The organism is Streptomyces sp. NPDC055078 (genome assembly GCF_053607985.1).
The window spans coordinates 1-14,182 of the sequence record NZ_JBSGUP010000151.1 but is presented as its reverse complement, the minus strand read 5'-3'; the positions used below and the strand labels follow the sequence as shown (position 1 = coordinate 14,182).

Sequence of the window (14,182 nt, the reverse complement as noted above, 5' to 3'; positions counted from 1 at the left end):
GTACGGGACCGGCTCGCCGACCTGTACCCGGGTTCGCTCCGGGTCGGTCCGCCCCTGCTCCGGGGCCTGGGGCGCAAGCACGGGTGACCGGGCCGCAGGATGCGGAGGGAGGGGAGGACGGCGGGAGACGCCAGGTCGCGGTTATCGTCGCCAATGGATCCACGTGAGCGGCGACAGATCCACATGAGCGGCGACAGTGGGCCGGCACGTCCGCGAGGAGCCCCGGGCTGCCCCGCCCGGCAGCGGGTCCGCCCGACCGGCGTGCCCGCGCTCGCGGTGCGTGGAACAATCTGAGACGGCGAAATGAGCACAAATGAGCCGACACGGTAATGGTTCCGAAGACCCACCCGGCCGTCCTGCCCCACCGTACGTCGCGACCGTCACCGCCGATGAGCGGGGCATCGTCACGGGGTGGGACGAGGGCGCCCGGCTGCTGCTCGGCTACCGGCCGGAGGAGTTCCTGGGCCGGGCCATGGCGGAACTGCTCGGCGGCGAGGTCGCCGGAGCGGCCGGGCGGGCGCTGAGCGACGGCATCTACTGGACCGGAATGGCGGAGCTGCGGCGCGGCGACGGAGAGGTTCTGCCGACGCTGGTCCGCGCCCTGCGGGGGGAGGGGGATCCCCCGGGCACCAACTGGCTGCTGACCTCCGCGGGCACGAGCCGCCGCCCCGGCCGGCTGCCCGATGACGACCGTACGGTCGGGGACTGGGCGTTCCAGCAGTCGCCCTGTGTGTGCGCGGTCTACGACAGGGATCTGCTGGCGGTACGCGCCAACGCCGGTCTGCAGAGGATCGCGGCCCTCACCGAGGACCAGGTCCGGGGGCTGCGCCCCTACCAGGTGATCCAGGGCCCCAGCACCGGGGATGTCGAGGGGGCCATGCGCGAAGTGCTGGAGACGGGCGAGGAGCGGCTCGTCGAGACCCATGCGCGGGTGCCCGGCGAGATGCGCGAACGCGCCTGGTCGGTCTCCCTGGCACCGCTGCGGGACACGGCGGGCATGGTGTGCGGTGTCACTCTCGCCGCCCACGACATGACCGAGCACCACTGGGCCCGGCAGCGGCTGCAACTGGTCAATCAGGCGGGTTCCCGTATCGGGAGCACTCTGGACATCACCCGTACGGCGCAGGAACTGGCCGATGTGGCGGTGCCCGCGCTCGGTGACTACGCGGCCGTCGACCTCTTCGCCTTCCTTCACCAGGGCGAGGAACCGCGCTCCGGCCCGCTGACCGGGCGCGTCACGATGCGCCGGGCCGCCTTGCGGTCGTCGGGCGCGATCGTCCCGGCGGGCATCACCGCCCCCGGCGAGTACACCACCTACTCGGAGCTGTCGCCGATCGCCGAGTGCCTGGCCTCGGGCCGGCCGGAGGTGTTCGATCTGAATGAGGCCACCTACGCCCGCTGGGAGACCAGGAACCCCCATCGGATCGCCCGGATCCGGCTCCTCGGAGCGCATTCGGCCCTCGCGGTTCCGGTGCGCGCCCGCGGGATCACCCTGGGCGTCGCCCTCTTCGCCCGGCGTCACCAGCCCGAGTCGTTCGCCCCCGACGATGTGCTCCTGGCGGAGGAGATCACCGCCCGTGCGGCCGTGTGCATCGACAACGCCCGCCGCTACGCCCGCGAGCGCCGCACCGCCGTGACCCTCCAGCGCAGCCTGCTGCCCCGCTCCCTGCCCGACCAGGCGGCACTGGAGGTGGCCTCCCGCTATCTGCCCGCCGGGGGCCGGGCGGGGGTGGGGGGCGACTGGTTCGATGTGCTGCCCCTCTCCGGGGCGCGGGTGGCGCTGGTGGTCGGGGATGTCGTCGGCCACGGCATCCAGGCCGCCGCGACCATGGGGCGGCTGCGCAGCGCGGTGTGCACACTCGCCGACATCGATCTGCCGCCCGACGAGCTGCTCACCCATCTGGACGATGTGGTCCTCAGGCTGGCCGAGGAGGTGGACTCCGGGAACGAGGGCCGCAGCGAGCCCGAGAGCGCCGGGGATGTCGGCGCCACCTGCCTCTACGCCGTCTACGACCCGGTCTCCAGCCGCTGTTCCCTGGCGAGCGCCGGGCATCCGCCGCCCGCCGTGGTCGGTCCGGACGGCACCGCCGAGATCCTCGACATGCCGGTCGGGCCACCGCTCGGTCTGGGCGGTCTGCCCTTCGAGACCACCGAGTTCGCCCTGCCGGAGGGAAGTGTCCTCGCCCTCTTCACGGACGGTCTGATCGAAGCCAGGGGCCGTGACATCGACGAGGGGCTCGACATTCTGCGCCGGACGCTCGCACGGCCCACCCCCTCACTGGAGGCCCTCTGCGACTCCGTCATCTCGGCGCTGCTGCCGGATGTGCCCGAGGACGACACCGTGCTGCTCGCCGCCCGCGCGCGTTCCCTCAGCGGGCGTCAGGTCGCCACCTGGGATCTGGCGTCCGACCCCGCCGTCGTCGCACGCGCCCGTACGGATGTCGCGGACCGGCTCGCCGCCTGGGGGCTCGACGAGCTGGACTTCACGGCCGAACTGGTGGTCAGCGAGCTGGTCACCAACGCGATCCGCTACGGAAGTCCGCCGATCCAGCTCCGGCTGATCCGTGACCGCAGGCTGATCTGCGAGGTCTCGGACGCCAGCAACACCTCTCCCCATCTGCGGCGTGCCCGGGTCCTCGACGAGGGCGGGCGCGGGCTGCTGCTCGTCGCCCAGCTCACCCAGCGCTGGGGCACCCGCTACACCGCCGGAGGCAAGACCATCTGGGCGGACATCTCGCTCGCCGTCACCTGAACCCGGTGGTCGCCCGGGCGCGGATTCCCAGGAGTCGCGCCTTTACACTCCTTGCGGTTCCACCACCGGCTGGGACTCGGCCGCGGCCCGGCTCGTTCTCGTCCGAAGGAACCGAACCGAAGGAACCGAACCACCATGCGCGTCGCTCTCTTCGTCACCTGCGTCACCGACGCGCTGTTCCCGGCCACGGGCATCGCGACCGTCAGGGTCCTGGAACGCCTCGGGGTGGTGGTCGACTTCCCCGCCGGGCAGACCTGCTGCGGCCAGCCGCAGTTCAACACCGGCTACCGGCGCGAGACCGAGCCGCTGGTCCGTCGGACGGCCCGGGTCTTCGAGGGGTACGAGTACGTCGTCACGCCCTCCGGATCGTGCGCGGCGATGATCCGTGAGCACTACGCGGGGTTCGGGGAGAGCGCCCTCGCGCCCCGGACGTACGAGCTGACCGAGTTCCTGGTCGATGTCCTCGGGGTGACGGACGTGGGGGCGTACTTCCCCCACACCGTCACCTACCACCCCTCCTGCCACGGGCTGCGCACCCTGCGGCTGGGCGACCGGCCGCGCAGACTGCTCCAGGCGGTCGAGGGACTGCGGCTGCTCGAACTCCCCGGCGCCGAGGAGTGCTGCGGGTTCGGCGGCACCTTCGCCGTCAAGAACGCGGATGTCTCGGCGGCGATGGGCGAGGACAAGGTCGGCGCCGCCGCGGGCACCGGGGCGTCCGTGCTCTGCGGCGCGGACAACTCCTGTCTGATGCACCTCGACGGAATCATCCGGCGCCGGCGCGAGCCGCTGCGCCCGCTGCATCTCGCCGAGATCCTGGCGAGCACCGAAACGGAGCCACTGCGATGAGCCGGACCCAGCTGGGCATGCCGTCCTTCCCCGACGCCGCCCGGAAGGCGGTCCACGACGAGACCCTGCGGGCCAATCTGCGCCACGCCACCCACACCATCCGCGACCGGCGAGCGGCGGCGGTGGGCGAACTGGCCGACTGGGAACGGCTGCGCGAGGCGGGCAAACAGATCAAGGACCATACGCTGCGCCATCTGGACACCTATCTGGTCCAGCTGGAGTCGGCGGTGACCGCCGCCGGGGGCACCGTCCACTGGGCCGTGGACGCCGACGACGCCAACCGGATCGTGGCCGGCCTGGTGAAGGCGACCGGTGAGCGCGAGATCGTCAAGGTCAAGTCGATGGCCACCCAGGAGATCGGCCTCAACGAGGCCCTGGCCGCGGAGGGGATCGCCGCCTACGAGACGGATCTCGCCGAGCTGATCGTGCAGCTCGGCGACGACCGGCCCTCCCATATCCTGGTGCCCGCCATCCACCGCAACCGGGGCGAGATCCGGGACATCTTCCGGCGGCGGATGGGGCACTGGGGCCGCCCGGCACCCGACGCGCTGACCGACGCCCCCGCCGAACTGGCCGAGGCCGCCCGCCTCCATCTGCGGGAGAAGTTCCTGCGCGCGAAGGTCGCCGTATCCGGGGCGAACTTCATGGTCGCCGAGACCGGCACCCTGGTCGTCGTGGAGTCGGAGGGCAACGGCCGGATGTGTCTGACCCTCCCGGAGACCCTGATCTCGGTCGTCGGTATCGAGAAGACCGTGCCCACCTGGCGCGATCTGGAGGTCTTCCTCCAGACCCTGCCGCGCTCCTCGACCGCCGAGCGCATGAACCCGTACACAAGCATCTGGACCGGCACCACGGACGGCGACGGACCGCGGAACTTCCATCTGGTCCTGCTGGACAACGGCCGTACCGACGTCCTGGCCGACGCGACCGGCCGTCAGGCCCTGCGGTGTATCCGCTGCTCCGCGTGTCTCAATGTCTGCCCGGTGTACGAGCGGGCCGGAGGGCATGCGTACGGATCGGTCTACCCGGGTCCCATCGGCGCCATCCTCAGCCCTCAGCTCCGTGGCATCGGGAGCGAGATCGACGCCTCGCTGCCGTACGCCTCTTCGCTCTGCGGCGCCTGCTACGAGGTGTGCCCGGTCGCCATCGACATCCCCGAGGTCCTCGTCCATCTCCGGGAGCGGGTCGCCGAGCGGGGTGGTGGGGGGCACCGGCTGGAGAAGGCCGCGGTCAGGGCGGCAGGCTGGGTGTTCGACCGGCCCGCCGTGCTCGCGGCGGGTGAGCGGCTGGCGTCGCGGACCCGCGCGCTCCATCCCGGACGGCTGCCGGGCGCGGGCGCGTGGACGGGGAGCCGGGAGCTGCCCGAGGTACCCGCGGAGTCCTTCCGCGACTGGTGGAAGAGGAACCGCGCATGACCTCCGCACGGGACCGGGTCCTCGCCCGGATCAGGACCGCCGTCGCCCACTCCCCCGAAGTCCCGGCCCCCGGCCGTGACTACCTCACCGCCCACACCTCCGGCGATCCGGCGGCGCTCCTCGATCTGCTGGACCGCAACCTCACCGAGTACCGCGCGCGTGTGCACCGCACCACGCCCGCGCGGCTGCCCGGACTGTTGGCAGGGATTCTCGACACCCACGGCGCGCGGTCGGTCGCCGTCCCCGCTGGACTGCCCACCGGCTGGCTCGCCGGGAGCACCGCGGAGCCGCGCCATGACGACGGCCCGCTCACCCCCGCCGAACTCGACGCGACCGACGCCGTCGTCACCGGCTGCGCGCTCGCCATCGCCGAGACCGGCACCATCGTCCTGAACGGGGGTCCCGGACACGGCCGTCGCGCCCTGACCCTCGTACCGGATCTGCACATCTGTGTCATCCACGCGCCCGAGCAGATCGTCGCGTCCGTCCCCCTGGCGATGCCCCGGCTCGAACCCACCCGCCCCCAGACCTGGATCTCGGGGCCCTCGGCGACCAGCGACATCGAGCTGGACCGGGTGGAGGGGGTGCACGGGCCCCGCAGGCTGGAGGTGGTCCTCGTCGTGAGGGAGTGAGGGAGTGAGGGGCGACGGGAGTGACGGAGGTAGCGGGGCGCGGCGTGCGGGTTGCGGGGTGCGGGGTTGCGGATTGCGGCGAGGGTGACGCGCCGTCCCACGCCCGGTTCCGGCGCTCCCGGTCGCAGGGGGCAGGACAGCCATGGCGACCGGCACAGCCTTGGCGTCTCGCACCATCGTCCGCGATCATTTTCGGTCTCCCGGACAAAGCCGATATCACGACGCCTCCCTACGCTCGGTTGCGCGGGCCCTTCACTCGTCGCCCGCACTGTTTCCTTGTCCTGAGGAGTCCGTATGGCCGAGCAGTCCCGTCGCACCGATCTCTCCGATCTCGACCGGTTCGCGGTGCCGTCGGATCCGGTGATCTCGCCGGATGGTTCCCGGGTGGTGTACGTGCTGCGGACGGTGGACTCCGGGGCGGACGAGAACGTCAGCCGGCTGTGGGTGACCAGCACCGACGGCACCGGGGTGCCGAGGGAGCTGACACGGGGGCGGTCGGACAGCAGTCCCCGCTTCTCCCCGGACGGGACACGGGTCGCGTTCCTGCGCGCCGACGGCGGCCCGGGGCAGATCTGGGTGCTGCCGCTGGACGGCGGGGAGGCCCGGGCGGTGACCGAACTGCCGCTCGGCGCCGGGGTCCCGGTATGGAACCCGGACGGCACACGGATCGCGTTCTCCGCACCCACCGCCCCCGGCGGCACCCCGGCCGGGCAGGGAGTGCCCGTCACCGCCGGCCGCCTGTTCCACAAGCTCGACGGCGCGGGCCGGCTGCGCGGGATACGGCCGCAGATCTTCATCACCGACCTGGAGGACGGGTCGGTGACCCGGGTGGCCCGGGGCGACTACTTCACCGGAACGCCCGCCTGGTCACCCGACGGCACACACCTCGTCCACACCATCACCCTCGCCCCCGGCACGGATCTCAGCGGCGAGTCCTGGGCCCACATCCTGGATCTGGGGCAGCCGAAGGCCGAGCCCCGCAGGATCGGGCCGCCCGGCGGTGTCGTGACCGACGCCGCCTGGGACGGCGAGGACATCCTGCTGATCTGCGCCCCGGACACCGAAGTACGCAACGCCCGCCTCGCCCGCGTGACACCCGCAACCGGGGAACTCGACTATCTGACCGAAGGGCTCGACCGCAACGTCATGCCCGGCGCGGGCGGCTACCCCGGCGCCCGCCCACAACTCGCCGGGGACGGGCGGACCGTGCTGTTCTGCGCCCGCGACCGGGGCTGCACCCACCTCTACGCCATCGACGGCACAGGCAGCACAGGCAGCACAGACGGCGCGAGCGGCACCGGCGGGACCGGCGGGACCGGCGGAACCGGGATCCGTAAGGTCATCGGCGGTGACCGGGTGGTCAGCGGCCTGTCGGTCGCACGCGGCAGCGGGCAGGCGGCGGTCGCGCTGGCGACCACGGACAGCACCGGAGAGATCCACCTCCTCGACCCCGCCTCCGGGAAACTCACCCAGCTCACCACACACGGCGACAGCGTCGGTGTCGAGGTGATCGTCCCCGAGGAGCGGACGTTCACCCTGACCGACGGGGGCGAGGTCCACGGGTGGCTGCTGCGCGACCCGGCCGTGCTGCCCGCCGCCGGACCGCGCCCGCTCCTCGTCGATGTCCACGGCGGGCCGCACAACGCATGGAGCCCGGTCCGGGACACCGCACACCTCTACCACCAGGTACTCGCCGCCCGCGGCTGGGCCGTCCTGCTGCTCAACCCGCGCGGCAGCGACGGCTACGGGGAGGAATTCCTGCGGGGCGCGCTCGGGGCATGGGGGGTGGCGGACGAGCGGGACTTCCTCGAACCGGTCGACCAGCTCGTCGCCGAGGGCCTCGCCGACCCGCGACGGCTCGCGCTCACCGGATACAGCTACGGCGGCTTCATGGCCTGCTGGCTGCCGACCCGCACCGACCGGTTCGCCGCCGTCGTCGCGGGCGGGGTCGTCAGCGACCTGGTCAGCATGGCAGGCACCTCGGACGCCGGGACCTACCTGGCCATGAACGAGCTGCGCGGGCTGTTCTGGGACGAGCCGGAACGCATCGCCGCCATGTCACCCCTCACCCACGTCACCCAGGTCACCTCCCCCACCCTCATCCTCCACGGCGAGGCCGACGACCGCTGCCCCGCCGGACAGGCCGAACAGTGGTACAGCGCCCTGCACACCCGCGGCATCCCCACCGCACTCGTCCTCTACCCCGGCGCCTCGCACCTCTTCATCCTCGACGGCAAACCCTCCCACCGCGCCGACTACAACCGGCGGATCGTGGAGTGGGTCATCCGCCACACCCGCCACAACGCCCTCACCGGAACCGCGTCCGCTGCCGTACCGCTCGACCAGGCCCACTGGCAGCAACGGCTCACCGCACTCGCCCAGGAGTACGGAGTGGTCGGCGCCTCACTCGCCATCCGCTACGCAGACCAGAACGCCGAAGCCGCCCACGGCATACTCAACCAACGCACCGGCACCTCCGTCACCACCGACTCCGTCTTCCAGATCGGCTCCATCACCAAGGTCTACACCGCCACCGCCGTGATGCGCCTCATCGACCAGGGCAAACTCACCCTCGACACCCCGGTCACCCAACTGCTCCCGGATCTGGCGCTCCCCGGGAAGGACACCGGACAGATCACCGTACGCCACCTCCTCACCCACACCGGCGGCATCCCCGGCGACGTCTTCGACGACACCGGCCGAGGCGACGACTGCCTGGAACGCTACGCCGCCCTCCTGGCCGGACACCCCCAGACCCACCCCGTCGACACCACCTGGTCCTACTGCAACGCCGGATACTCCGTCCTCGGCCTGATCATCGAAAAGATCACCGGACAGGTCTGGGACGACGCCATGCGGGAACTCCTCTTCCACCCCCTCGGGTTCACGTCCACCATGACACTGCCGGAACAGGCACTCACCCACGGTGCCGCGATGGGACATGTGCCCGGCCCCGACGGGACACTGGCACCGGCCCCTGTGTGGAACCTGCCCCGCTCGGGCGGTCCGGCGGGCTGCGTCGTCGCCACCGCACGCGACGTCCTCGAATTCGCCGCACTCCATCTGCGCGGCGGAACGGCGCCCGACGGCACACAGCTCCTCTCCCCCGGACTCGTCAGGGAGATGGCGGCCCGTCAGGTCACCCTCCCCGCCGGGGTGGATGTCGCCGATTCCTGGGGGCTCGGCTGGGCCCGGGAGGACTGGAACGGCCGGCCGGTGATCGGACACGACGGCGCCACCATCGGCCAGGGCGCGGCTCTGCGGATCTCGGCCGAACACGACCTGTCCGTCAGCCTGCTGACCAACGGCGGTCCCGTCCGCGACCTCCACGCCGCGCTCTTCGGTGAGATTTTCCGCGAACTCGCCGGGATCGAGATGCCCGCACCGCCCACCCCGCCCGTGGATCCGCCCGCCCCAGCCGACACCACCGCGCTCACCGGAACCTACGAAACCCCCGCCATGCGGTTGGAGGTCTTCCAGGAGGGTGCCGGGCTGCGTGTCCGGATGAGTTTCACGATCGACCTGGGCGACAACCAGCCCCCCAGCGTGCTTGATCTCGTACCGGCCGGGGAGAACCGGTTCCTGGTCCGGATGCCCGGCAACCGGCAGTGGACACCGGCGGCCTTCCTCCACCTCGACAACGGCGACAGGTACCTCCACTTCGGTGCCCGCGCGGCCCGCAGGACGGCCTGACCCGGCCGGGTCCACCGCCGGGCGCGGTGTCAGGCGGCGCGGCTGCCGGTCAGCATGCGCAGGGTGATGTCGGCAAGGCGCTGCCCCTGGTAGCGAGCGGCGCTGAGGACGTTGTCGCCGGGCAGTTCACCGGCGCCCGAGGCGTGCGCCGTGCCGTAGGGGTTGCCGTTGGCCGCGAACACGGACTGGTCGGTGTAGCCGGGCGGGACGATCAGCGAGCCCCAGTGGTACAGCGTGTTGTAGAGCGCGAGCAGGGTCGACTCGTTGCCGCCGTGCAGGTTGGAGGCGCTGACGAACGCGGTGGTGGGCTTGTCGGCGAAGACACCGCGCTGCCACAGTCCGCCCGTGCTGTCGATGAACTGCTTGAACTGGGACGCGACATTGCCGAAGCGGGTGGGCGTCCCGAACGCGTAGGCGTCGGCCCAGGTCAGATCGTCATGGGTGGCCACATCGACGCCCTGGACGGCATCGACGTGCGCCCGCCAGGACGGGTTGGAGTCGATGGCCTCGTCGGGGGCGAGTTCGGCGACCCGGCGCAGCCGCACCTCGGCACCCGCCTTCTCCGCGCCTTCCGCCAGCGCCTCGGCGAGGCGGTGCACACTTCCGGTCGACGAGTAGTAGACGACGGCGATCTTGGGGGTGATGTCGATGGTCATCGGTGGCCTTCCTGAACCGGCAGGTTAAGTGGATATCTATCCGCTTCAACGAAGATAGTAGATCGCTCAACTACTTTGCAAGTTCCTACCGGATAGCTATCCGGTAGGCTGAGGCCGAGGAATGGACCGAACAACCGTACGGAGCGGAACGGAGCCACCGCCGTGCACGCCAAGGAGCCTCATCGGCCGGACCTCCCCCTCGGCGACCGCCCGCCGAAGCGTCCGCTCCCGGCGGGACCCCGTGCGGACGCGGCCCTCAACCGCCGCAGGATCCTCGAAGCGGCTGCCGGGATCGTGGCCACGCAGGGCCCCGAAGCCCTCACCATGAACGCCGTGGCGCGAGCGTCGGGGACCGGGGTGGGCACGGTCTACCGGCGCTTCGGCGATGTCGCAGGACTGATCTCGGCCCTGCTGGACAACCGGGAGCGGGAGTTCCAGGAAGCCTTTGTCTCCGGGCCGCCCCCGCTGGGCCCCGGCGCACCGCCGGAGGAGCGGCTGCGCGCGTTCCTGCACGCGCTCGCCGACCGGGTCATCGAGCAGCGCGAGCTGCTGCTCGCCGGTGAGGCGGCCTCACCCACCGGGCGTCATATCCACGGCTCACATCTCGCCAGACACGTCCATCTGACGATGCTCATCCGGCAGATCCGCCCCGACGCCGACGCTCCGCTGCTGGCCCACTTCCTGCTGGCGCCCTTCGCGCCCAGCCTCATCAGCCATCTCACCCATGATCAGCACCGGACACCGGAGCAGATCAAGGACGGCCTCGACCTGGTCCTCAGCGGCGGCGTACTCGCGCGCTGACCCGTTCGGCGGCTGCCGGCCTGTGACGCAAGGCGCCACCCGGGGCCCGACGGCCGACCGGCACGCCGGTCCTCAGGGGCCCGTGACGCCGTCGATCCGCTCCCTGAGCAGGTCGGCGTGGCCGTTGTGACGCGCGTACTCCTCGATCAGATGGACCAGGATCCAGCGCAGGGAGACCTCCCGGCCCCCGGCGATCACGGCGTCCCGCTCCGAGAACGTGCCGCACTCGTCGAGCGAGGAGCCCGCGATCAGCTCCCGGCCCCGGGCCACTTCGCCGTGCCAGACGGTCAGCGCCTGGGCGATCCCGCGCTCCGGGTCGAGCGTGAAGCCGTCGCTGCCCCCGTCCGCGTACACCGGTGGCACATCCTGTCCGGCGAAGACGCGCTGGAACCAGTTGCGCTCGACCTCCGCCAGATGCTGGACGAGACCGAGCAGCGTCATCGACGACGGTTCCACCGACGCCTCCCGCAGCCGCGCGTCGTCGAGCCCCTCGCACTTCAGCATGAGCGTGGCCCGGTGAAACTCCAACCAGCTCTCCAGCATGGCGCGTTCGCCGGCCCGAAGGGGTGGGACAAGGCGTCCGTCCGGTGTCGTCGGCATGCCCGCCATCGTGGCACAGGCACCGTCGGCCCCGGTAGCCGATGCCCCGCCCACGGTGACCGATAACCCGCCCTCGTCGCCGATGTCCCCGCCCGCGACAGCCAACGCCCCGGCCTCGCCCTCGCCCTCGTTGACCGGGATCCCCGCCCGCGGCAGCCGACGCCCCCGCCGTCAGCGGCCGAGATCCCCCCGCCGGCGGCGACCGGGTGTCCGCCGACCGGGTGGGCTCAGGCCCGCCGCCGCCTCCCGCCCGCCATCGCGTGGCGCGAGGTGGTGAAGTGGTGCCGAACCTGTCCGCGAAGGCCGCCGGGGCCGCCGGGGCCGCCCACACCCGGTCGCGGGCGACCGGGTTCGCCCCCCTGGACACCGGAGGTCCGTATGGAGCCGCTCATCGCCCTCGTCGTCGGCTTTCTGGCGGCCCGGCTGACCGGGCTGCTCGGCGTGGAGGCACTCGACAGCTGGCAGCCCGCCCTGCGCGTCGGGCTGGCAGTGATGTTTCTGCTCACCGGGCTGTCCCACTTCCACCCCAAGATGCGCGCCGACATCATCGGCATGGTCCCGCCCTCGCTGCCCCGCCCGGAACTGCTGGTGAACATCACCGGATCGCTCGAACTGGCGGGGGCGGTCGGCCTGCTGATCCCCGCGACGGCGCCCTGGGCGGCGGGTGGGCTCATCCTGCTGCTGATCGCCATGTATCCGGCGAATGTCTCCGCGGCCAGACGGCAGGTGGCCCAGGGCGACCCGCTGGGGCCACGTACCGCCGTGCAGCTCGCGCTCATCGGCGCGGCGGCTCTCACCTTGCTCTGACGAGGCTTCCCGGGCGGAAGCCACAAACGGTCACGAGAGGTCGCGCCACCTGCGCCCACAGCCGCCATAGCGGCATAGCGAGATAGCGGCATAGCGGCCAGTCATTGTCCTAGTTCATCTCTACGGTCGCTCCATGACTTCTGATACCTCGGGAACCTCCGGGACCGCCGCGCCTTCCGAGACCGACGAGATTCTGGACATGCTGGGCACGGCGCGGCGCACCCTGCTCATCACCCTGCGCAAGGTCACCGACGCGGAGGCCGGAGAGCGCGCCACCGTCAGCGAGCTGACCCTCGGCGGCATTCTCAACCACCTCACACAGGGCGAGCGCGTCTGGACGCACATCATGACCGACAACACCGGTGGGACACCGGAAGGCATGTGGGACATGGGGCAGTACGCGACGCCCGCGGGGGCGACCGTGCGGGAACTGCGCAGGGCGTACGAGGAAGCCGCGCGCGCCACCGACGCGGCGGCCCGCACCGTGCACCCGGACACCGAGGTGCCCCTGCCGGAGACGCCCTGGGAGCCCGGCGTCGTCCACCGCTGGTCCGTGCGGCGGATTCTGCTGCATCTGTTCCAGGAGACCGCACAGCACGCCGGGCACGCCGACATCATCCGGGAGTCGCTCGACGGGGCCAGCACCACGGAGCAGTTGGGCTCCGCGCACGAGTAGTCCCGGACCGCTCCCGTACGGGTCCGGGCGGTCGTCGCCCGCTGTGCCGCGACCCCTGGACAGCTAACGCCGTTAGCCCTACAGTCATGACTACCGGCTAACGGCGTTAGCCATCGAGACGGGAGACCGCCATGAGCGTTCAGACGATCGCAACGACCCCGCACCGCGAGACCCGCCCCGAGGGCGCCGGACGGCCCGTCACGGGCTCCTGGTCGCCCGCGCGGATGGCGGGGTGGGGGGTGCTCGCTCTGGCGCTCGGGGCGTTCGCGGTGTTCGAGTCGTGGAAGTACGGGCTGCCGACGACTGCCGCGGCCCTGCTGTTCCTCGTCGCCCCCGACCTGGTGGCGCGGGCCGCGCGTGGTCGCGGCAAGGCCGCCGCGTACGCCTTCAACGGGTGGCTGCCGCTGGCCGTCCTGGTGTTCTACACCTTCGGGCCCGTCGTGTGGCCGCCGCTGTTCACGGCCGCGCTGGCCTGGCTGCTGCGGATCGTGGCCGGACGTATGACGCGCCGTGGCTGACCGTTCCGCGCAGATCGTCGCCGCCGCGCTGGAGATCCTGGAGGCGGGCGGGGCGGACGCGATGTCGATGCGGGCGATCGCCGACCGCGTCGGCATCCGCGCGCCGTCCCTGTACAAGCACTTCCCGGACAAGTCGGCCGTCGAGACCGAGCTGAAGATCGTCGGCATGGCCGCGCTCGCCGACGACCTCGAAGCCGTCGAGGCGGCCGAAAGCGGACTGCTGCCGCTGGCGCTCGCGTATCGCGCCCACGCTCTCGGCCGCCCGCATCTGTACCGGCTCACCGCCGGTCAGCCGCTACCGCGCGACCGGTTTCCCGAGGGCCTGGAGGACCGGGCCGCCGCCCCCCTGTTCCGGGCGGTCCGCGGCAACCTCGATATCGCCCGCACGGCCTGGGCGTTCGCCCACGGCATGGTGATGCTGGAACTCGACGGCCGCTTCCCGCCCGAGGCGGACCTGGACTCCGCCTGGTCCGCCGGCTGCGCGGCCTTCGAGTCCGCGGCGGTCCACGGCCGGGATACGGCGACCTGACAGCGCGGGGGGGCCCGGGGCCCAGACCATCCGCAGTGTGCCGGGGGCCGGGCGCGACCCCGGAACGGCCCGGTGAGGCGGCCGGGGCCCCGGAACGGCCCTGCGGCCACCCGGTCGGGAAGGATCTTCGTACAGACGTCCGGCAGCCCCGCTGCCTGCAACGTTCATGCAACGTAGCGTCGTGTTCACTGAATGACACTGCCCCGGTGGCCGCCCCGATGCCGGGCGGCCCGGCGCGGGCTGCCGGGGTTCCGGAG

At 72.0% G+C, this 14,182-nt stretch carries 12 protein-coding genes; 10 read left to right on the top strand and 2 right to left on the bottom strand.

Features of this window, described 5'->3' with window-relative positions:
* The first annotated feature begins 313 nt into the window (after positions 1–313).
* The 5 genes from ACWF94_RS15595 (at position 314) to ACWF94_RS15575 (ending at position 9,338) form a co-directional block, all read left to right on the top strand.
* On the top strand, positions 314–2,752 hold the full coding sequence (locus ACWF94_RS15595; RefSeq protein WP_453487888.1) for a SpoIIE family protein phosphatase: 2,439 nt from the start codon (positions 314–316) through the stop codon (positions 2,750–2,752).
* Positions 2,753–2,887: 135 nt separating this feature from the next.
* A complete protein-coding gene (locus tag ACWF94_RS15590; protein ID WP_453487887.1) occupies positions 2,888–3,598 on the top strand; it encodes a (Fe-S)-binding protein in 711 nt (236 codons plus the stop codon).
* The gene (locus ACWF94_RS15585) at positions 3,595–5,013 is read left to right on the top strand and encodes a lactate utilization protein B (RefSeq protein ID WP_453487886.1); all 1,419 of its coding nucleotides are present in this window, start codon (positions 3,595–3,597) and stop codon (positions 5,011–5,013) included. Before ACWF94_RS15590 ends, ACWF94_RS15585 begins: the two co-directional genes overlap by 4 nt.
* Positions 5,010–5,645 carry a LutC/YkgG family protein gene (locus ACWF94_RS15580; RefSeq protein WP_453487885.1) on the top strand — a complete coding sequence of 212 codons (636 nt, stop codon included), beginning with the start codon at positions 5,010–5,012 and terminating at the stop codon, positions 5,643–5,645. The genes ACWF94_RS15585 and ACWF94_RS15580 overlap by 4 nt, the downstream gene beginning before the upstream one ends.
* A gap of 294 nt (positions 5,646–5,939) precedes the next feature.
* Positions 5,940–9,338: a serine hydrolase gene (locus tag ACWF94_RS15575; protein ID WP_453487884.1), complete on the top strand. Its 3,399-nt coding sequence runs from the start codon at positions 5,940–5,942 to the stop codon at positions 9,336–9,338.
* Positions 9,339–9,367: 29 nt separating this feature from the next.
* On the opposite strand, the gene wrbA is transcribed toward ACWF94_RS15575, so the two are convergent.
* Entirely contained in the window at positions 9,368–9,982 is a 615-nt protein-coding gene (gene wrbA / locus ACWF94_RS15570; RefSeq protein ID WP_453487889.1) for an NAD(P)H:quinone oxidoreductase, read from the bottom strand.
* Between the two features lie 174 nt (positions 9,983–10,156).
* Between wrbA and ACWF94_RS15565 the strand changes: the two genes are divergently transcribed.
* Positions 10,157–10,795: a TetR/AcrR family transcriptional regulator gene (locus ACWF94_RS15565; protein WP_453487883.1), complete on the top strand. Its 639-nt coding sequence runs from the start codon at positions 10,157–10,159 to the stop codon at positions 10,793–10,795.
* 72 nt (positions 10,796–10,867) lie between these two features.
* Here ACWF94_RS15565 and ACWF94_RS15560 read toward each other — a convergent pair whose 3' ends face one another.
* Positions 10,868–11,395 (bottom strand): DinB family protein, encoded by a 528-nt coding sequence (locus ACWF94_RS15560; protein ID WP_453487882.1) that lies wholly within the window; start codon positions 11,393–11,395, stop codon positions 10,868–10,870.
* A 378-nt stretch (positions 11,396–11,773) separates the two neighbouring features.
* Here ACWF94_RS15560 and ACWF94_RS15555 point away from each other — a divergent pair, with 378 nt between their 5' ends.
* From ACWF94_RS15555 to ACWF94_RS15540, 4 genes are all read left to right on the top strand, one after another.
* Positions 11,774–12,202 carry a DoxX family membrane protein gene (locus ACWF94_RS15555; RefSeq protein ID WP_453487881.1) on the top strand — a complete coding sequence of 143 codons (429 nt, stop codon included), beginning with the start codon at positions 11,774–11,776 and terminating at the stop codon, positions 12,200–12,202.
* 133 nt (positions 12,203–12,335) lie between these two features.
* Positions 12,336–12,878 (top strand): mycothiol transferase, encoded by a 543-nt coding sequence (locus tag ACWF94_RS15550; RefSeq protein WP_453487880.1) that lies wholly within the window; start codon positions 12,336–12,338, stop codon positions 12,876–12,878.
* 131 nt (positions 12,879–13,009) lie between these two features.
* Complete coding sequence (locus ACWF94_RS15545) at positions 13,010–13,396, top strand: hypothetical protein (RefSeq protein WP_453487879.1); 387 nt, start codon at positions 13,010–13,012, stop codon at positions 13,394–13,396.
* Positions 13,389–13,925 (top strand): TetR/AcrR family transcriptional regulator, encoded by a 537-nt coding sequence (locus tag ACWF94_RS15540; RefSeq protein WP_453487878.1) that lies wholly within the window; start codon positions 13,389–13,391, stop codon positions 13,923–13,925. Before ACWF94_RS15545 ends, ACWF94_RS15540 begins: the two co-directional genes overlap by 8 nt.
* Positions 13,926–14,182 lie beyond the last annotated feature (257 nt).

What these genes read in the sequence shown, in the direction of transcription:
- ACWF94_RS15595 (WP_453487888.1), top strand. Translation starts at nt 314, where the DNA reads ATGAGCCGACACGGTAATGGTTCCGAAGACCCACCCGGCCGTCCTGCC.
- ACWF94_RS15590 (WP_453487887.1), top strand. Translation starts at nt 2,888, where the DNA reads ATGCGCGTCGCTCTCTTCGTCACCTGCGTCACCGACGCGCTGTTCCCG.
- ACWF94_RS15585 (WP_453487886.1), top strand. Translation starts at nt 3,595, where the DNA reads ATGAGCCGGACCCAGCTGGGCATGCCGTCCTTCCCCGACGCCGCCCGG.
- ACWF94_RS15580 (WP_453487885.1), top strand. Translation starts at nt 5,010, where the DNA reads ATGACCTCCGCACGGGACCGGGTCCTCGCCCGGATCAGGACCGCCGTC.
- ACWF94_RS15575 (WP_453487884.1), top strand. Translation starts at nt 5,940, where the DNA reads ATGGCCGAGCAGTCCCGTCGCACCGATCTCTCCGATCTCGACCGGTTC.
- ACWF94_RS15560 (WP_453487882.1), bottom strand. Translation starts at nt 11,395, where the DNA reads ATGCCGACGACACCGGACGGACGCCTTGTCCCACCCCTTCGGGCCGGC.
- ACWF94_RS15555 (WP_453487881.1), top strand. Translation starts at nt 11,774, where the DNA reads ATGGAGCCGCTCATCGCCCTCGTCGTCGGCTTTCTGGCGGCCCGGCTG.
- ACWF94_RS15550 (WP_453487880.1), top strand. Translation starts at nt 12,336, where the DNA reads ATGACTTCTGATACCTCGGGAACCTCCGGGACCGCCGCGCCTTCCGAG.
- ACWF94_RS15545 (WP_453487879.1), top strand. Translation starts at nt 13,010, where the DNA reads ATGAGCGTTCAGACGATCGCAACGACCCCGCACCGCGAGACCCGCCCC.